Origin of the sequence: Actinomadura sp. NEAU-AAG7 (genome assembly GCF_018603865.1) — a bacterium.
Lineage (GTDB): Bacteria > Actinomycetota > Actinomycetes > Streptosporangiales > Streptosporangiaceae > Spirillospora > Spirillospora litoris.
Window position 1 is genome coordinate 270,535 of record NZ_JAHFZY010000008.1, and the last position, 18,002, is coordinate 288,536.

General features: G+C 72.8%; 19 protein-coding genes. 13 read left to right on the forward strand and 6 right to left on the reverse strand.

What is annotated here, in order from left to right; all coding sequences use genetic code 11:
* Positions 1 to 11: 11 nt before the first annotated feature.
* The 3 genes from KLI87_RS33490 (at position 12) to KLI87_RS33500 (ending at position 2,399) form a co-directional block, all read left to right on the forward strand.
* Positions 12 to 980, forward strand: a complete 969-nt coding sequence (locus KLI87_RS33490) for an ABC transporter permease (protein WP_156219935.1) — start codon at positions 12 to 14, stop codon at positions 978 to 980.
* The gene (locus tag KLI87_RS33495; protein WP_242891624.1) at positions 973 to 1,764 is read left to right on the forward strand and encodes an ABC transporter ATP-binding protein; all 792 of its coding nucleotides are present in this window, start codon (positions 973 to 975) and stop codon (positions 1,762 to 1,764) included. The genes KLI87_RS33490 and KLI87_RS33495 overlap by 8 nt, the downstream gene beginning before the upstream one ends.
* 128 nt (positions 1,765 to 1,892) lie before the next feature.
* A complete protein-coding gene (locus KLI87_RS33500) occupies positions 1,893 to 2,399 on the forward strand; it encodes a YbhB/YbcL family Raf kinase inhibitor-like protein (protein ID WP_156219934.1) in 507 nt (168 codons plus the stop codon).
* Between the two features lie 174 nt (positions 2,400 to 2,573).
* On the opposite strand, the gene KLI87_RS33505 is transcribed toward KLI87_RS33500, so the two are convergent.
* Entirely contained in the window at positions 2,574 to 3,890 is a 1,317-nt protein-coding gene (locus KLI87_RS33505; RefSeq protein WP_214620240.1) for a KamA family radical SAM protein, read from the reverse strand.
* 394 nt (positions 3,891 to 4,284) lie between these two features.
* On the opposite strand from KLI87_RS33505, the gene KLI87_RS33510 reads away from it, so the two are divergent.
* The 6 genes from KLI87_RS33510 (at position 4,285) to argS (ending at position 9,859) form a co-directional block, all read left to right on the forward strand.
* A complete protein-coding gene (locus tag KLI87_RS33510) occupies positions 4,285 to 5,019 on the forward strand; it encodes a DUF998 domain-containing protein (RefSeq protein ID WP_214620241.1) in 735 nt (244 codons plus the stop codon).
* Positions 5,016 to 5,882 carry an alpha/beta hydrolase gene (locus KLI87_RS33515; protein ID WP_308166396.1) on the forward strand — a complete coding sequence of 289 codons (867 nt, stop codon included), beginning with the start codon at positions 5,016 to 5,018 and terminating at the stop codon, positions 5,880 to 5,882. The genes KLI87_RS33510 and KLI87_RS33515 overlap by 4 nt, the downstream gene beginning before the upstream one ends.
* On the forward strand, positions 5,879 to 6,265 hold the full coding sequence (locus KLI87_RS33520) for a hypothetical protein (RefSeq protein WP_308166397.1): 387 nt from the start codon (positions 5,879 to 5,881) through the stop codon (positions 6,263 to 6,265). Before KLI87_RS33515 ends, KLI87_RS33520 begins: the two co-directional genes overlap by 4 nt.
* Positions 6,266 to 6,334: 69 nt before the next feature.
* Positions 6,335 to 6,742, forward strand: coding sequence for a hypothetical protein (locus KLI87_RS33525; protein WP_308166398.1), 408 nt, complete (start codon positions 6,335 to 6,337; stop codon positions 6,740 to 6,742).
* Between the two features lie 119 nt (positions 6,743 to 6,861).
* Positions 6,862 to 8,067, forward strand: coding sequence for a phosphate acyltransferase PlsX (gene plsX, locus KLI87_RS33530; RefSeq protein ID WP_214620242.1), 1,206 nt, complete (start codon positions 6,862 to 6,864; stop codon positions 8,065 to 8,067).
* A gap of 46 nt (positions 8,068 to 8,113) precedes the next feature.
* Entirely contained in the window at positions 8,114 to 9,859 is a 1,746-nt protein-coding gene (argS, locus tag KLI87_RS33535; protein WP_214620243.1) for an arginine--tRNA ligase, read from the forward strand.
* Positions 9,860 to 9,888: 29 nt separating this feature from the next.
* On the opposite strand, the gene KLI87_RS33540 is transcribed toward argS, so the two are convergent.
* Together KLI87_RS33540 and KLI87_RS33545 are read right to left on the reverse strand one after the other, a co-directional pair.
* Positions 9,889 to 10,791 carry an LLM class flavin-dependent oxidoreductase gene (locus tag KLI87_RS33540; protein WP_214620244.1) on the reverse strand — a complete coding sequence of 301 codons (903 nt, stop codon included), beginning with the start codon at positions 10,789 to 10,791 and terminating at the stop codon, positions 9,889 to 9,891.
* 13 nt (positions 10,792 to 10,804) lie between these two features.
* Positions 10,805 to 11,056 carry a DUF2630 family protein gene (locus KLI87_RS33545; protein WP_156219930.1) on the reverse strand — a complete coding sequence of 84 codons (252 nt, stop codon included), beginning with the start codon at positions 11,054 to 11,056 and terminating at the stop codon, positions 10,805 to 10,807.
* A 202-nt stretch (positions 11,057 to 11,258) separates the two neighbouring features.
* Between KLI87_RS33545 and KLI87_RS33550 the strand changes: the two genes are divergently transcribed.
* A complete protein-coding gene (locus KLI87_RS33550; protein ID WP_156219929.1) occupies positions 11,259 to 12,299 on the forward strand; it encodes a hypothetical protein in 1,041 nt (346 codons plus the stop codon).
* Here the strand turns inward: KLI87_RS33550 and KLI87_RS33555 are convergent.
* Genes KLI87_RS33555 through deoC form a run of 3 tightly spaced genes read right to left on the reverse strand, consistent with a single transcriptional unit; the run spans position 12,268 to position 15,477 of the window.
* The gene (locus KLI87_RS33555; RefSeq protein WP_156219928.1) at positions 12,268 to 13,122 is read right to left on the reverse strand and encodes an aldehyde dehydrogenase; all 855 of its coding nucleotides are present in this window, start codon (positions 13,120 to 13,122) and stop codon (positions 12,268 to 12,270) included. The genes KLI87_RS33550 and KLI87_RS33555 overlap by 32 nt on opposite strands.
* Positions 13,115 to 14,545 carry an aldehyde dehydrogenase family protein gene (locus KLI87_RS33560; protein ID WP_214620245.1) on the reverse strand — a complete coding sequence of 477 codons (1,431 nt, stop codon included), beginning with the start codon at positions 14,543 to 14,545 and terminating at the stop codon, positions 13,115 to 13,117. The genes KLI87_RS33555 and KLI87_RS33560 overlap by 8 nt, the downstream gene beginning before the upstream one ends.
* 2 nt (positions 14,546 to 14,547) lie before the next feature.
* Positions 14,548 to 15,477, reverse strand: coding sequence for a deoxyribose-phosphate aldolase (deoC, locus tag KLI87_RS33565; RefSeq protein ID WP_214620246.1), 930 nt, complete (start codon positions 15,475 to 15,477; stop codon positions 14,548 to 14,550).
* A 97-nt stretch (positions 15,478 to 15,574) separates the two neighbouring features.
* Here deoC and KLI87_RS33570 point away from each other — a divergent pair, with 97 nt between their 5' ends.
* Genes KLI87_RS33570 through KLI87_RS33580 form a run of 3 tightly spaced genes read left to right on the forward strand, consistent with a single transcriptional unit; the run spans position 15,575 to position 17,915 of the window.
* Positions 15,575 to 15,979, forward strand: a complete 405-nt coding sequence (locus tag KLI87_RS33570) for a GntR family transcriptional regulator (protein ID WP_156219926.1) — start codon at positions 15,575 to 15,577, stop codon at positions 15,977 to 15,979.
* A complete protein-coding gene (locus tag KLI87_RS33575; protein WP_156219925.1) occupies positions 15,976 to 16,860 on the forward strand; it encodes an ABC transporter ATP-binding protein in 885 nt (294 codons plus the stop codon). Before KLI87_RS33570 ends, KLI87_RS33575 begins: the two co-directional genes overlap by 4 nt.
* Complete coding sequence (locus KLI87_RS33580; protein WP_214620247.1) at positions 16,857 to 17,915, forward strand: ABC transporter permease subunit; 1,059 nt, start codon at positions 16,857 to 16,859, stop codon at positions 17,913 to 17,915. The genes KLI87_RS33575 and KLI87_RS33580 overlap by 4 nt, the downstream gene beginning before the upstream one ends.
* Positions 17,916 to 18,002 lie beyond the last annotated feature (87 nt).

Below are 18,002 nucleotides of genomic sequence, written 5' to 3' on the forward strand. Positions count from 1 at the left end.
GGCTTCCCGGCATGAGTCACCCGGAACGGCTCGGTTCCCTGGGTGGCGAGTCGGTCGGCACGATCGCGGAGCCTCCTCACGTGAACGACACGCTGGCCGCCTACGCCGCACGGTATGGGCTGAAGCAGAGCGCGGCGCGCCCCACGTTGCGCAAGTACATCCAGGATGTGTGGGCCCGGCGCAACTTCATCTGGGCCTTCGCGTCGGCCAAGAACATCTCGATGTACACCGAATCGCGGCTCGGGCAGCTATGGCAGCTGCTGACCCCGATTCTGAACGTCGCCGTGTACTTCCTGATCTTCGGCGTCCTGCTGAGCGGGCGCGGCGCCATCCCGGACTACCTTCCGTTCCTGGTGACGGGCGTGTTCATGTTCGGGTTCACGCAGCGCTCGATCACCTCGGGCTCCAAGTCGGTCGGCACCAACCTGTCGCTGATCCGCGCGCTGCACTTCCCGCGCGCGACGCTGCCGCTGGCGATCGCGGTCGTCGAGCTCCAGCAGCTGCTGCTGTCGCTGGTGGTGCTGCTCGCCATCGTGGTGTGCTTCGGCGAGCCGTTCACCCTCAACATGCTGCTGTTCGTGCCCGTGCTCATGCTCCAGCTGATGTTCAACATCGGGGCGAGCCTGGTCGTGGCGCGGATCGGCGCGTTCAACCGCGACATCACCCAGCTGCTGCCGTTCATCATGCGGACCTGGCTGTACCTGTCCGGCGTGATCTTCAGCCTGCCGTCGCTGATGAAGCCCGGCTCCAAGCTCTCCCACCACCCGTGGGCGGCGGAGCTGCTGAAGGCCAACCCCGGCTACGTGTACGTCGAGCTGAGCCGGAACGCGCTGCTCGGCAAGTACCGCCACCACGTCCAGGGGCTGAACCTTGAGGCGACGTCGCAGATGTGGCTCTACGGGGTCGCCTGGGCCGTGATCGCGCTGGTCGGCGGGTTCCTGTACTTCTACCGTGCCGAGGAGCGTTACGGCCGTGGCTGACACGAAGGTCCGCGATGCCGTCCGGATCGACCCGAACCGCGAGCCGATCGTGGTGGTGGACGACCTGCACATCATCTACCGGGTGTTCGGCGCGGGCGGCAAGGGCAACGCCGCCAGCGCGTTCTCCCGCATCCTGCGGCGCGAGAGCCGCCCCTCGATGACCGAGGTGCACGCGATCAAGGGCCTGTCGTTCGTGGTCTACCGGGGCGAGGCCGTCGGGATCATCGGCACCAACGGGTCGGGCAAGTCCACGCTGCTGAAGGCCATCGCCGGGCTGCTGCCGCCGCACAGCGGCGGCGTCTACACCGACGGCCAGCCCTCGCTGCTCGGCGTCAACGCCGCCCTGATGAAGGACCTCACCGGCGAGCGCAACATCGTGCTCGGCTGCCTGGCGATGGGCATGTCCCCCCAGGAGACCCGCGCCAAGTACAAGGAGATCGTCGACTTCGCCGGGCTCAAGGAGGGCTTCATCCAGTACCCCATGCGGACGTACTCCTCCGGCATGGGCGCCCGGCTCCGGTTCGCGATCGCCGCCGCCAAGACCCACGACGTGCTGCTGATCGACGAGGCGCTCGCCACCGGCGACGCCAAGTTCAAGGTCAAGAGCAAGCGCCGGATCGAGGAGCTGCGCCGCGAGGCGGGCGCGGTGTTCCTGGTCGCCCACCAGCTCGACGTGGTGAAGGAGACCTGCGACCGCGTCATCTGGATCGACGAGGGCCGCATGCACATGGACGGCGAGCCCAACGAGGTCATCGCCGCCTACACCGCCGCCACCGGCAAGTAGACCCGCCGCGCCCGACCCCGGCCGTCCACCCCTGCGGGAGGACGGCCCGGCCGTCGTCAATAGACTCGGCCGCTGAAACCACGCCAGCCGTCGGGGCGGCGCGCCGTCCCGCCCACCAGGAGGTCGCCATGGCCGCGAAGCCGCCGCTGCCGCACGAGTACCTGCCCGAGGTCCCGTCGTTCACCGTCGCCAGCGACGACGTGACCGACGGGGAGCGCCTCCCCGACGCGCAGGTCTACGCCGGCGGGAACACCTCCCCGCACCTGCGCTGGACGGGCTTCCCGCCCGGGACCAAGAGCTTCGCGGTGACCTGCTTCGACCCCGACGCGCCCACCGGCAGCGGGTTCTGGCACTGGTCGCTGTTCGACATCCCCGCGAGCGTCACCGAACTGCCCGCGGGCGCGGGCGCGGCGGACTCCGCGGTCGGCGTGCACGCCCGCAACGACTACGGCGCCAAGGCGTTCGGCGGGGCCGCCCCGCCGCCCGGCGACCCGCACCGCTACGTGTTCACCGTCCACGCGCTGGACGTGGAGTCGCTCGGCGTCGACTCCGACACCTCCCCCGCCGCCGTGGGCTTCAACATCACCGGGCACACGCTCGCCCGCGCGACGATCGTCCCCGAGTACGGCGTCTAGGACAGGCCCCGGCGACCTCGGCCGCCGCGCGGGCGCGTAGCCGACCGGTGGGGCCGACGCCGGAGGCGAGGCCCCACCGGGAACATCGCGAAGCGATGCCGCGCCCGCCAGGGCCCGGTCACGCCCCGAGCCGCCAGGCGAGGGGCGTGGGCCGGGACTCAAAGGGACACGGGGTCACCGCTCGAAGGGGAAGCGGTCGGCGAACGCGGGTTTGAGGTCGTCCAGCCAGACGGCGTCCGGGTCGTACTGGGCGAAGAACGGCTTGCCGACCAGCTCGGAGTCCCGCGCCTGGATGAAGTGCAGCGCGAACACCTTCTCGCCGAACAGGTCCACGACGCCGTCCACGCAGACCTTGCCGGGCGTGGCGGACATGGACGGGCCCCGGACGGTGCGGGCCAGCCCCGAGACGTTCTTGTAGGCGTCCCGGTAGATCTCGTAGGCGCGGGCGAGCGGCACGGCGAAGTAGTCCTGCGGGCCGGTGTCGCGCTCCACGAACAGGTAGTAGGGCACGAGGCCCATGCGGGTCTGCGTTCGCCACATGGTCTCCCAGACCCCGGGATCGTCGTTGATCGTCCGGATGAGGGGGGCCTGGGTGCGGATGACCGCGCCGGTGTCGCGGATGCGGCGGCACGCCTCGGCGACCATCAGCGGCTCCAGCTCGCGCGGGTGGGTGAAGTGCGCCATGAACGCGAGGTTCTTGCCCGACTCGACGACCTGCTCGAACAGCCGCAGCATGTCGTCGGCGTCGGGGTCGGTGACGAACTTCTGGGGCCAGTACGCGAGCGACTTGGTCCCGATCCGGATGGATTCGAGCTGCTCCAGGTCCAGCAGCGGCTCGATGTAGCGGCGCAGCACCGGCTCGCCCATGATCATGGCGTCGCCGCCGGTGAACAGGACGCTCGTCACCTCGGGATGCGAGACCAGGTAGTTGCGCAGGGCGGTGACGTCGTCGCCCGCCATCTTCAGGTCGGCCTCGCCGACGAACTGCGCCCAGCGGAAGCAGTAGGTGCAGTAAGCGTGGCAGGTCTGGCCCTGCTTGGGGAAGTACAGGACGGTCTCGTCGTACTTGTGCTGCATCCCGGGGATCTTGCCGTCCCCGAAGCTCGGGATGTTGAGCTCCATCTGCCCGGCCGGATGGGGGTTGAGCCGCATCCGTACGGCGTGCGCGGCGGCCTCGACCTCGGCCTTCGGGGCCTCCCGGCGCAGCAGGTCGGACAGGTGCGCGACGTCCTCGGCGGGCAGCATGTCCTCCTGGGGGAAGACCAGCCGGTACATCGGATCGTCGGGCGCGGCCGACCAGTCGATGAGCTCCTCAATGACGTACGCGTTCGTCCGGAACGGCAGGACCGTGGCCACCGCCCGGGTCGCGAGCTGCTGTGCGGGCGACAGCCCCGCGCGAGCGGTGAGCTCGTCGAGGTGCTTCGCCGTGAAGGCGCGGAACTTGCGACCTGTGGATCGCACTGCGGGAGCCGCGTCGTTCACCAGTGTCACGTGTTGGTACTCCTTGAAGTCAGCGGGGGAAGACGCACCCCCGGGGCGTGTCGTCACGGACGGTGATCCCAAGACCGACGGGCACCCCGTTTGATCGGATTTGGATTGTTTCGTTCCGAGTTGATACCCCCTCCAGAGTACGAAGAAGCTGGTCACGACGATCCCGACAAATCGCCTCGACATCATCGTGGACGGCGCGCCGGTTGTTCAACGACTACGGGACGTCAACCTCGCGGCCCCCGACCGTGCTCGGTTCACCTCGCGGTTCTGGTACGGCTGTTGCGGGGCCACGTCCAGGGGATACTCCGGAAAGCTCGCCTCGGGTCACCGGCCCTGCGTGGTTTCGGATTTACTGGTAGGGGGCGGGCGGAGCCAGGCGGCGTGAGGGGGCTGGATGGACGACGCTGACAAGGCCGCGGGCCGCGGGCCGGGAACCGTCCCGATGTGGGTGATCGTCCTCGCCGTGATCGCCGCCGTGTCCTACGGGACGTTCCTGCTGGAGCACCTGCTCAGCCCGAAGCTCGACGTCGTGAACGGCTATGTGAGCGAACTCTCGGCGTCCGACCAGCCCTTCCACCTGGTCTACGGCGGCGGCGACCTCGTCACCGGAATACTGACGATCATGGTGTCGATCGGGTCGCTGCGCAAGCTGCGCGGCCCGAGGCTCGCCACGACCGGCTGGGTGTTCCTCGGGCTGTTCGGCGTGTGCGCGATCGGCGACGCGGCGTTCCCGCTCGACTGCGCGCCCAGCCTCCAGACGTGGTGCGCGCTCAAGGAGCGCTCGGAGAACGTGTCGTTCTCGCACGAGTTCCATTCGGTGACGAGCAGCGCGGTGATCATCTGCGGTGTGATCGCGCTGTTCACGCTGTCGATGGCCGCCCGCCGGTACGGGTGGTGGCCCGCCCTCGCCCGCTGGGGGTGGCCGCTCGCCCTCGCCGAGGCCGTGTTCGCGCTGGGCACGCTGCTGGCGATGTACCTCGGGCAGTGGCTCGGGATCATCCAGCGCATCCAGATCGGCATCCTGTGCCTGGGCCTGCTGGCCATCGCCTGGGCCCTGTACACCGACCGGCGGGACGCGGCGAGCGCCGCGTCCTCCGCCGCGTCCGAACGAGAGAAGACGGTGCTGTGACCGAGATCGTCAATGCCGGACGGGAGCAGGTCCACGTGGTGGAGGAGGGCCCGCCCGGCGGCCCGCCGCTGCTGGTCGGCTCCGGGCTCGGCGGGGCCTGGTTCGACTGGCGGCCCTCGACCGACCTGCTGCGCGACCGGCACCGGGTGGTCGTCTTCGACCGGCCGGGGCTCGGGCTGAGCCCGGCCGCGCAGGCGCCGCCCTCGCTGCGCCGCGACACCGGCGTGCTCGCCGCGCTCGCCGAGCGGGAGCGGCGGCCGGTGACGCTGGTCGCCCACTCGATGGCCGCCTTCCACGCCGAGGCGCTGGCCCGGCTGCGCCCGGAACTCGTCCAGGGGCTGGTGCTGGTCGACCCGAGCTGCGAGCACGAGCCCCGCGTCCCGGTGCGGATCTCACCGCTGGTGACACCGGTCGCGACCGCGGCGGGCGCGCTGCTCGGCGTGACGCGGCTCGCCCGGGTCGTCGGGCCGCTCGGGCGGCGGCTGGTGCTGAAGCGCACCAGCGTCCGGGACGAGCCGGTCTCCGGCGACGTCGTCCGCTCGGTCTACGGGCGCGGGACGGTCCTCGGCACGGTCGTGGCGGAGGAGGCAGCCTACCGGGAGATGGCCGCCGACCTGGAGGACGTGCGGAAGCGGCGGCCGTTCCCGCCCGTCCCGATGGTCGTGCTGACCGCGCTCGGCGACGTCGAGGGCGGCAAGGCCCGCGAGTGGGCGGAGGGGCACCGGCGGCTCGCCGAGATGAGCCCGCACGGCAGCCAGGTCGAGCTGCCGGACGCGCGGCACATGGTGCAGCTCGACCGTCCCGACGCGGTCGCGGACGCCGTCGCGGCGGTGCTGGGCCACCCGGCGGAGGCGGCCGGGTGAGCGGTGGGGCGCGGCGGCCGCCGCCGGTCGCGGTGCTGCCGCTGGTCGCGGTGCTGGTGCTGGCCCTGCCCGGCTGCAAGGTCATGCAGCGCATCTCCGACGGCTCGTACAACAACGCCGTCACCGACGGGGTCGCCACCGAGCTGCGGGACCGGGGCATCGAGCTGAGGGCGCGGCCGCACTGCGAGACGCGCGACTCGGGCTCCTCGGTGGTGCACGTCGAGTGCACGGCCGAGACGAGCACGGGCGAGCCGGTGGCGGTGAGGGGCGTCGCGGCCGGCGCCGACACCGCCCGTCCGCGCGAGAACTACGTCGTCACCGTCGCCGGGCGGCAGGTGCTGAACCAGCACTGCCTCGGCGACGGCTGCGGCCGATCCCCATGAGAGCGCATGATCCGGGAAAAGATCGACACTCCGCGCATATGAGTCCGTACGCAGGGTGACTTACTGCGTGTGGAGATCAGTCGCAAGAGAGTCCTGACGCTGGGCCCGGCCGCGCTGCTCGTCCTCGCCCTGGTGGGCGCGGGCATCGCCTACCTGGTGCTCGCCGGCGGGGACGAGCTGAAGTACAAGACGCAGGCGGCGCTGCGCGAGGCGCTGCCCACCACGGCCGCCGCCGAGCTCCGGTCGCACGGCGTCACGCTGCGGTCCCCGCTGAAGTGCGGGGACCTGCCCGGCTGGACGAAGAGCAGGCTGCGCGCGGCCTGCACCGGCACCACCACCGACGCCCGGGACGTGCGGGTGCTGGGCAGCGGCGACAGCGGCAACGGCAAGGCGTACTACACGATCCTCGTGGGCGGCAGGCCGCTGGTGCAGAACGCGCCGTGCCTGGGCGCCGACTGCGCGCACGAGTCCGGCTGAGGACCGCGGTCGGCCCGCGGACGCCGCGGATGATGGCGGGCCGGGTGCCAGGACGTCCTACCATTCGATGAGCTGCGTTCTTGCGGCCCATCACGTCCTTTCACCCTCCTGGAGCGGCCATGACCGGCAAGGGCGGGCCGTCGCGCCCGGAGGCGGCCCGCCGGGCGGCGGTCCGGCCGCTGCCCGTCGCGGTCGACACGATGGGCGGCGACCACGCCCCCGGCGAGATCGTCGCGGGGGCGGTCGAGGCCGTCCGCGCGCACGGCGTCCGGCTGGTGCTGGTGGGGCAGGCGCCGGGGATCCGCCGCGAGCTGGAGCGGCACGGCTTCGTCGGGCGGATCCCGATCGTGCACGCCGACGAGGCGCTCGACATGGACGAGGGCGCGCTCGCGAGCTGGCGCAAGCCCCGCTCGTCCGTCGCGATCGCCTGCCACCTGGTCAGGCAGGGGCGCGCGTCGGCGCTGGTGTCGGCGGGCAGCACCGCCGGGGTCGTGGCGACCTCGCGGCTGCGGCTGAAGGGCCAGCAGGGCGTGCTGCGGCCCGCGATCGCGGTGACGCTGCCGACCCGCCCGCGCCCGACGATCCTGCTGGACGCGGGCGCCACCGTGGACGTCAAGCCCGAGGGCCTCGTGCAGTTCGCGGCGCTCGGCACCGCCTACGCGCGGATCCTGCTGGAGGTGGAGCGCCCCCGGGTCGGGCTGCTGACCATCGGCGTCGAGCCCGGCAAGGGCGACAAGGTCGCCAAGCGGGCGCACGAGCTGCTCGCGGGCGGCCACCACGGCGTCGAGTTCGCCGGGAACGTGGAGGGCCACGACCTGCTGGCCGGCGAGGTCGAGGTGATCGTGACCGACGGCTTCACCGGCAACGTCGCGCTGAAGACGATGGAGGGCACGATCCGGACGGCGTTCACCGAGATCCGCGCCGCGATGGGCGCCTCGCCCGCCGCGCGGATGGGTGCGCTGCTCCAGCGGCGCAGGCTCCAGGAGCTGCGCGACCGGCTCGACCCCGACAGCTACGGCGGCGGCGTCCTGCTCGGCCTGAACGGGACCGTGGTGATCGCGCACGGCGGGTCGCACGCCCGCGCGATCACCTCGGCGTGCGAGCTGGCGCACCGGCTCGCGGCCGGGCACATCGTCGAGCGGATCCGCGAGCAGGTCGCCGCGACCCGCACGTCCCGCTTCGGGCGCTGGACGCACGGCGAGCGCGACACCGGCGAGACCCCCGCCCTCGCCGATCCGCCGCTGGACGGGGGCGCCGCCGAGGAGCCCTCCCCCGGGGCCGCCGACGGGGAGGCCCCGTCCGAGCAGCGACGCCCGGGTGAATGAGCGAATGCGTTCCTGGTCGGGGGCGCGGCGCCGATAGCCTTGGGGCATGTCCGTTCCGCAACTCGTCATCGCCGCCCGGGTCCAGGCCGCGCTCAGCGCCGCCTTCGGACCGTCGTACGCGGACGCCGACCCGGTCATCCGGCCGTCGCAGTTCGCCGACCTTCAGGCCAACGTGGCGCTGCCGCTGGCCAAGAAGCTGGGCCGCAAGCCGCGAGAGGTGGCCGAGGAGATCGTCACCAACCTCGACACCGCGGACGTGATCTCCGAGGTCCAGGTCAGCGGCCCCGGGTTCATCAACCTGACGCTCAGCGACGGGTGGATCGCCGCGCGGACGCAGCAGGCCCTCGGCGACGAGCGGCTCGGCGTCCCCGCCGCGGACAAGCCGCAGAAGGTCGTCGTGGAGTACTCCTCGCCCAACGTGGCCAAGGAGATGCACGTCGGGCACCTGCGGACCACGATCGTCGGCGACGCGATCGCCCGGATCCTCGCCTTCCTCGGCCACGACGTGATCCGCGACAACCACGTCGGCGACTGGGGCACGCCGTTCGGCATGCTGATCGAGCACCTGCTCGACCTCGGCGAGGACGCCGCCGCGCGGGACGACTCCTCCGTCAGCGACCTGACCGCGTTCTACCAGGCGGCGCGGGGCAAGTTCGAGGCGGACGCCGCGTTCGCCGACCGGGCGCGGGCCCGGGTCGTCGCGCTCCAGGCGGGCGACCCCGAGACGCTGCGGCTGTGGGGCATCCTCGTGGAGGTCTCCAAGCGCTACTTCAACCACGTCTACAGGCGGCTCGGCGTCACGCTCACCGACGACGACATCAGGGGCGAGAGCTTCTACAACGACCTGCTCGCGACGACCGTGGCGGAACTGGAGTCCAAGGGCATCGCGGTGGTCAGCGACGGGGCGCTGTGCGCGTTCCCGCCCGGGTTCACCGGCCGCGAGGGCGAGCCGCTCCCGGTGATCATCCGCAAGAGCGACGGCGGCTACAACTACTCCACCACCGACCTCGCGACCATCCGGTACCGGGTCGACACCGAGCACGTCGACCGGATGGTCTACGTCGTCGGCGCGCCGCAGTCGCTGCACTTCCAGATGGTCTTCGCGGTCGCGCGGATGGCGGGCTGGCTCGGCGACGACGTCGCGGCCGTGCACGCCCAGATCGGCAACGTCCTCGGCACCGACGGCAAGATCCTGCGGACCCGGGCGGGCGGCACGGTCAAGCTGTCGGAGCTGGTCGACGAGGCCGTCGAGCGGGCGGGCGCCGCCTTCGACGAGATCCCGCACGACGAGTCCTTCGACGCGGCGACCCGCGCCGCGATCGTCGAGGCGGTCGGGGTCGGCGCGGTCAAGTACGCCGACCTGTCGGTGGCGCTCGACAGCGAGTACGTCTTCGACTTCGACCGGATGATCTCCTTCCACGGCAAGACCGGGCCCTACCTCCAGTACGCGACGGTCCGGATCCGGTCGATCTTCCGGAAGGGCGGCGTCGACCCCGAGTCGGCCACGGGCCCCATCGTGATCGGGCACGAGGCCGAGCGGGCGCTGGCGCTGAAGCTGCTGGACTTCGGGGCGGTCGTCGCGCAGGCGGGCGAGACCTGCGAGCCGCACCGGCTCGCGGGCTACCTGTTCGAGCTGGCCCAGGCCTACACCGGGTTCTTCGAGAACTGCCCGGTGCTGAAGGCGCCGGACGAGCCGACCCGGGCGTCGCGGCTGGCGCTGTGCGCGGCGACGCTGCGCACGCTGGCCACCGGCCTCGACCTGCTCGGCGTCCCGACCCCGGAGCGCATGTAGCGGGTCAGCGGGTCAGCGGGGTCAGCGGGTCAGGGGTGCGCGGGGGCGGCCGTCGCCGTCCGCTCCTGCGCGACCTTCTCCCGGACGGCCGGGACGATCTCCAGCGCGAACGGGCCGAGCTGGTCGGGGTCCCCGGCGTACAGGAACGCGTCCACGCCGTGCCCGACGGCGAGCTCGGTCAGCTCGTACACCCACTGGCGGGGCGGGCCGTGCAGGAACCCGCGTGCGCCGCGCCCGTCGATCGCCCCCTCCAGGACGTAGACGCGCCGGATCTCGGCGGGGTCGCGGCCCGCGGCGGCGGCGGCCTCGTCGAGGCGGCGCCGCCCGTCGGCCAGCCGCTTGGGCGGCACGAGCGAGGACGGCGCGATCCAGCCGTCGGCGACGCGTCCGGCGAGGGCGAGGCCGTGCGGCCCGGTGACGCCGAGCCAGATCGGGATCTGGTTCCCGGGCGCGGGCCCGGACTGCCCGGCGGCGAAGCGGTAGTGCTCGCCCTGGAACCGCAGGCCCTGCTGGTCGCTCCAGTGCAGCCGGATGACCTGGACGGCCTCCTCCAGCGCCTGACGGGCCGCGGCGGCGGACAGCCGCGCGCCCCCGTAGGACTCGATGCCGTCCCAGTGCCCTCCGGCGCCGAGGCCGAGCAGGACCCGGCCGCCGCTGGTGCGGTCCATCGTGGCGACGGCCTTGGCGAGCGCGGCGGGCGGGCGCAGCGGCAGGCACGCCACCGCCGGGAGCACCCGGATCCGTGACGTGGCGGCCAGCACGGTCGCCATCAGCGCGGGCGCGTCGGCGGTGCCGCGCCGGTACGGCTGGTCGCCGACCCCGAGGAGGTCGAGCCCGTACCGGTCGGCGTCCTGCGCGATCCGCAGCAGCGGGCGGGACGCGTCGGGCGTGAGCGACAGGCCGAAGCGCAGCCGCCTCCCCGCGCCCGTCACCGGAGGCGGCCCGTCACTGCAGGTAGCCTTCGACCTCGTCGGGCGGGCGGGGCCCGGCGTCCTCGGTGCCCGGGTCCAGCCCCGCCTCCAGCCGCGCGCGGCGGCGGCGCAGCAGGTCCCAGCACTGGTCGAGGGCGACCTCCAGCCGCTCCAGCCGCGCGTGCTCCTCCTCGCGCCCGAGCTCGTCGCGCTGGTAGCGGTCGCGGAGCCGCTGCTCCTCGCCGACGTACTCGGTGATGCGCTCCAGGATCTCCTTCTCCTCCATCGGCCCCCCTCCGGGCGTGGCCGGGCTCCGGCAGAGCCCCGTCCCGCGATCCCCTGCTCGGGGCCGGGGCGGGGGCTCGGCTCAGCGGCTCCGGTCGGCGGCGCTGGTCAGGCCGGTCAGGAACCCGCCGTCGCTGCTCGTCGAGTGCTGGAGCGACCCCGGGCTCGGCCTCGGCTCGGCCGCGGGCGCCGTCGCGGACGCGGTGGCGGATGAGGACGTGCGGCGGGCCGGTGTCCGGCGCGCCGTGGACCTCGGCTTGGCGGCGCTCGTCCGCGCGGTCGCCGTGCTCGCGCGGGACGTGCCGGAGCGGGCCGCCGCCGTCCGCGACCTGGTGGTCCCCGACCGGCTGGTGCTCGCCCGCGAGGACGCCTTGGCGGTGGACGACTTCGCGGTGGACGACTTCGGCTTGGCCGCCGCCGTCGTCGTCTTGCGCGCCGTGGACGCCTTCGCCCGTGACGAGGCCGGCTTGCGCGCGGTCGTCGACTTCGACGCGCCCACCCGGCTGGACGTCGTGGACCGGGACCGGCTCGCGGCCGAGGTCCGGGACGAGGTGCTCTTGCGGGACGTGGACGACTTCGCCGCCGTGCCGCTCCTGCGCGCCGTCGTGCCGGACCTCGTGCCGGACCTCGTGCCGGCCGACCGCGTGGTCGACTTGGCCGTGGTCGTGATGACCTTGGCCGCCGAGTCCATCGCCTTGGCGGCGTCGGTCATCGCCTTGGTCGCGGTCGTCATGGCCTTGGTCATGGCGGTCATGGCCTTGGCCGACGTGGACGCCTTGGTCGCCACCGACTTCATCTGCGTCGCGGCGGCCTTGGCCTGGCTCGCGGCCTTGGTGACCCGCGTCGCCGCCGTCGAGGACGTGCGGCTCGTGGTGCGGCCGGTGGTACGGCTCGTGGTGCCACTCGACGTGGCGCTGGTCCGCCTGGCGGCCGGCTTGCGCGCCGTGGAACGGCTCGCGGTCGTCCGCGCGGTGGTCCTCGATGTCGACGACCTCGCGGCCGCCGTCCGCTTGGTGGCCGGCTTCTTGGCGGCCGTGGACTTGTTCGCTGATGCGCTCTTCGCACGACTAGCCGTACCTCGGCTCGACGTCGTGCGCGATGCGGTCTTGGTAGGCACTGATCTCCCCCCAGTGATGATCAGTTACGGGGAGATCTATTCCACACTTCGTGACGCTCTACACACTCGCCGCAATGTCAGCGTCCCACCGCCGGTCAGATCCCCATCGGATGCCACACCGTCTTGACCTCCAGAAACGCGGTCATGCGCTCGGTTCCGGGGACGGCGTCCCAGCCGCCCGGGGCGGTGCGCAGCACGCGCTTCAGGTTCTCCGCCGCCGCCTCCCGCAGCGCCTTCTCCTGGTCGTCGGCGACACCGGTGAGGTCGATCGCGTTGACGTCCAGATGGGACGCGAGCCAGGGCGCCAGCTCGGCGCGGCGCCCGGTCAGGATGTTGACGACGCCGCCCGGCAGGTCGGAGGTCGCCAGCACCTCGGCGAGCGTGACCGCCGCGAGCGGCGCGGGCTCGGAGGCGACCACGACGGCGGTGTTGCCGGACACGATCGCGGGCGCGACCGTCGAGACGAGCCCGAGCAGCGGCGAGTCGGGGGCGAGGACCGCGACGACGCCCGTCGGCTCCGGCGTCGAGAAGTTGAAGAAGGGCCCGGAGACGGGGTTGGCGGACCCGGTGACGGCGGCGAGCTTGTCGGCCCATCCCGCGTACCAGACCCACCGGTCGACGGCCGCGTCCGTCTCGGCGGCGGCCTGGGACTTGCTCGCCCCCGCCTGGCGCAGCTCGTCGACGAACTGGGCCCGGCGCCCCTCCAGCATCTCGGCGACGCGGTAGAGGATCTGGGCGCGGTTGTAGGCCGTCCGCGCCGACCAGCCGCCGAACGCCTTGCGCGCGGCGACGACCGCGTCCCGCACGTCCTTGCGGGACGCCTGGGACGCGTTCGCCACGAAGTTCCCCTTGGGGTCGGCCACCGGGTACGAGCGGCCCGACTCCGAACGCGGGAACGCGCCGCCGATGTAGAGCTTGTAGGTCTTGCGGACGCTGAGCCGGTCAGGCATCGAGGTAGCCCTCCAGTCCGTGGCGTCCGCCCTCGCGGCCGAACCCCGATTCCTTGTAGCCGCCGAACGGGGAGGCCGGGTCGAACTTGTTGAAGGTGTTGGCCCACACGACCCCGGCGCGCAGGCGCTGCGCCGTCCACAGGATGCGGGAGCCCTTCTCCGTCCAGATCCCGGCCGACAGCCCGTAGGGGGTGTTGTTGGCCTTGGTGACGGCCTCCTCGGGCGTGCGGAACGTCAGCACCGACAGGACGGGCCCGAAGATCTCCTCGCGCGCGATCCGGTGCGACTGCGCGACGCCGGTGAACACCGTCGGCGCGAACCAGAACCCCTGCGGGGGCAGCTCGCAGGGCGGCGACCAGCGCTCCGCGCCCTCGGCCTCCCCCGCGTCGGCCAGCTCCCTGATCCGGGCGAGCTGGGCGGCGGAGTTGATCGCGCCGACGTCGGTGTTCTTGTCGAGCGGGTCGCCGACGCGCAGCGTGGCCATGCGCGCCTTGAGCCGCTCCAGCAGCTCCTCGGCGACCGACTCCTGGACGAGCAGCCGCGACCCGGCGCAGCACACGTGGCCCTGGTTGAAGAAGATCCCGTTCACGACGCCCTCGACGGCCTGGTCGAGCGCGGCGTCCTCGAACACGATGTTGGCGGCCTTGCCGCCCAGCTCCAGCGTCAGCCGCTTGGCGGTGCCCGCCGCCGAGCGGGCGATCTGCCGTCCGACGTCGGTGGAGCCGGTGAAGGCGACCTTGTCGACGCCCGGGTGCTCGGCCAGCGCGCGGCCGGTGTCCCCGGCGCCGGTGACGATGTTGACGACGCCGGGCGGCAGGTCGGCCTGCCGGCAGATGTCGGCGAACAGCAGCGCGGTCAGCGGGGTCGTCTCGGCGGGCTTGAGCACGACCGTGTTGCCGCAGGCCAGCGCGGGCGCGATCTTCCAGGCCAGCATCAGCAGCGGGAAGTTCCACGGGATGATCTGCCCCGCGACGCCGAGCGGGCGCGGATCGGGGCCGAACCCGGCGTGGCCGAGCTTGTCGGCCCATCCGGCGTAGTAGAAGAAGTGCGCCGCGACGAGCGGCACGTCCACGTCGCGCGACTCCCGGATCGGCTTGCCGTTGTCGATCGACTCCAGCACGGCCAGCTCCCGCGACCGCTCCTGCACGATCCGCGCGATCCGGTACAGGTACTTGGCGCGCTCGGCGCCGGGCATCGGCCCCCAGACCCGCTCGAACGCGGTGCGGGCGGCGGCGACGGCGCGGTCGACATCGCCCTCGTCGGCGCGGGCGATCTCGGCCAGCACGGTCTCGTCGGCCGGGTTGACGGACTTGAACGGCTCGCCGTGCCCGTCGGTGAACTCCCCGCCGACGAACAGCCCGTAGGACGGGCGGACGTCGACGATCGCGGCCGACTCGGGCGCGGGCGCGTACTCGAAAACCATGATCAGTCCAGCGTGAAGTAGTCGGGGCCGGGGTAGGCGCCGGTGGCCAGCTTGCGGCGCTGCATGAGCAGGTCGTTCAGCACGCTGGAGGCGCCCAGCCGGAACCACTCCGGCGACAGCCAGTCGGACCCGGCGGTCTCGTTCACGAGCACCAGGTACTTGACGGCGTCCTTGGTCGTCCGGATGCCGCCCGCCGGTTTCACGCCGACCTGGCGGCCGGTCGCGGCGCGGTGGTCGCGGACCGCCTCCAGCATGACCAGCGTGACCGGCAGCGTCGCCGCCGGGGCGACCTTGCCGGTCGAGGTCTTGATGAAGTCGGCGCCCGCGCGCATCGCCAGCCAGGAGGCGCGGCGGACGTTGTCGAGCGTCGCCAGCTCCCCGGTCTCCAGGATCACCTTCAGGTGCGCGGCGCCGCACGCGTCCTTGACCGCCGCGATCTCGTCGAAGACCTTGCCGAGGTCGCCGGACAGGAACGCGCCCCGGTCGATGACCATGTCGATCTCGGCGGCGCCCGCCTCGACCGCCGCGCGCGTGTCGGCGAGCTTGGCCGCGAGCGGCGCCCGCCCGGACGGGAACGCCGTCGCCACGCTCGCGACGCCGATGCCCGTGCCGTCCAGGGCGCGGACCGCGACGTCCACCATGTCGGGGTAGACGCACACGGCCGCGACGCGCGGCACCGACGCGTCCGCCGGGTCGGGGTGCGCGGCCTTGGCGCACAGCGCCCTGACCTTCCCCGCCGTGTCGGCGCCCTCCAGGGTGGTCAGGTCGACCATCGAGATGGCCAGGCCGATCGCCTCCGCCTTGGCCGAGGTCTTGATCGACCGCGTCGCGAGCCGCGCGGCCCGCTCGCTCGCGCCGACCTCGTCGACGCCGGGCAGCCCGCGCAGGAACGCGCGCAGCTCGGCCACGCCGTTCAGAGTCTCCGTTGACACCACCCCAGCATCGCCGAAGTCCGCCACCGGCACAAAGTGACCGGTTCGCTTGACAGGCGATCACTCTAGACATCTAAAGTACTAGCATCCTAATTAAATGGAGGTGCTGGTGATCGAGTTCCATCTGGACGCCGGCTCGGGGGTCTCCCCGTACATGCAGCTCGTCCGGCAGGTCCGGCACGCGCTCCGGCTCGACCTGCTGCGCGAGGGCGACCAGCTCCCGACGGTCAAGGACGTCGTGGCGCAGCTCGCGATCAACCCCAACACCGTGCTGAAGGCGTACCGCGAGCTGGAGCACGAGGGGCTCGTCGCGGCGCGGCCGGGGGTCGGGACGTTCGTGACCCGCTCGCTCGCGGGCGGCTCGCTCGCCGCGCACGGGCCGCTGCGGCAGGACCTGCGGCGCTGGCTGGCCAAGGCGCGGCTCGCCGGGCTGGACGACGAGAGCATCGAGGCGCTGTTCATGACGACCTTTCGGGCCGCCGCTCAGGAGGACATAGCATGACCGCCGTCGTGAGGACCGAGGGCCTCGGCAGGAAGTACGGGCGGCGCTGGGCGCTGCGCGACTGCGACCTCGCCATCCCCGCCGGACGCGTCGTCGGGCTCGTCGGCCCGAACGGCGCGGGCAAGACGACGCTGCTGAACATGGTGGTCGGGCAGCTCGCGCCGTCGGCGGGCACGATCGAGGTGCTCGGCGGACGTCCCGCGAGCGGGCCCGCGCAGCTCGCCAAGGTCGGCTTCGTCGCGCAGGACACCCCGACCTACGCGAGCCTGACCGTCGCCGACCACCTGCGGCTCGGCGCCCGCCTCAACCCGGGCTGGGACGCGGCGCTCGCCCGCGACCGGATCGAGCGCCTCGGCCTGGACCCGGCGCGGCGGGCCGGGCGGCTGTCGGGCGGCCAGCGGGCGCAGCTCGCGCTCACGCTCGGCATCGCCAAGCGCCCCGAACTGCTGATCCTGGACGAGCCGGTCGCCGCGCTCGACCCGCTCGCGCGGCGCGAGTTCCTCGCCTCGCTGATGGAGGCGGTCGCGGAGCACTCGATCAGCGTCGTGCTCTCCTCGCACCTCATGTCGGACCTGGAGCGCGTCTGCGACCACCTCGTCGTGGTCGTGGACTCCCGCGTCCGGGTGGCGGGCGACGTCGACGACCTGCTCACCGCCCACCACCGGCTCACCGGCCCGCGCCGCGACGCCGCGCGGCTCCCCTCCGGCCAGCACGTCGTCTCGGCCAGCCACACCGACCGGCAGAGCACGTTCGTCGTGCGGACCGACGGACCGATCCACGACCCCGCCTGGACGGTCGGCGAGGTCGGCCTGGAGGACCTCGTGCTCGCGTACATGACCCCGAAGACCGAGGACCGTCCGGCCCTGGAGGCGCTCCGATGATCTGGCTCACGCTGCGGCAGTTCCGGCTCCAGGCCACGGTGGCGCTCGCCACCCTCGTCGCCGTCACCGCCCTCCTGGCGCTCACCCGCATCGACCTGGTCGACGACTACGCCGACGGCATCGCGTCCTGCACCGCGACCGGCGGCTGCGAGCGCTTCAAGCTCCAGTTCTTCGACGACCACCAGAGCTGGTTCACCGGGCTGGTCACGGTGGTGGTCGGCCTCCCCGGCCTGATCGGGGCCTTCTGGGGGGCGCCGCTCATCACCCGGGAGATCGAGGCGGGCACGCACCGGCTCGCCTGGAACCAGAGCGTGTCCCGGAGCCGCTGGCTGGCCGTCAAGCTCGGCGTCATCGGGCTGGCCTCGATGGCCGCCGCCGGGCTAGCGGTCGCCATCGCGACCTGGTGGTCGGACCCGCTGGACAAGGCCGGCGCCGACCGGTTCCCGCGGCTGTCGCCGGTGATGTTCGACGCGCGCGGCATCGCGCCGATCGGCTACGCGGCGTTCGCGTTCGCGCTCGGCGTCACCGCCGGGGTCCTGATCCGCCGGACGCTGCCCGCGATGGCGGTCACGCTCGCCGTCTTCGCCGGGCTCCAGCTCGCCGTCCCGCAGTACGTCAGGCCGAACCTCATCACGCCCGTGGAGAGGACGGTCACGGTCACCCCCGAGAACATGCAGGGCATCTCCCTGGCCGAGACGACCCTGACCGTGCGGGCGAGGGTGGACGAGCCGGGCGCCTGGGTGCTGTCCGACTACACGGTCGACGCGTCCGGGCGGAAGGTGAAGAGCCTGCCCGTCAGCCTCGCCGCGGGCGCCTGCGCGCCCCCGCCGCCGACGACCGTGCCCGACGGGAAGGAGGCCGTCGACGGTTCCGGCCGCGGCCCGGCCGAGAAGTGCTACGCCGAGATCGCCCGGCTCGGCTACCGGCAGCACGTGACCTACCAGCCCGGAGACCGGTTCTGGCCCCTCCAGTGGGCGGAGACCGGCCTGTTCGCCCTCCTCGCCCTGGGGCTCTCCGGGTTCTGCTTCTACTGGGTCCGCCGCCGCATCTCCTGACCCGGCCCCCCGGCCGGGACGGAGAAGAGCCGTATGTGCGGAGGACGCGCCTCGGGGGCCGCGTCCTCCGCGCTCAGCGCGTGCCGG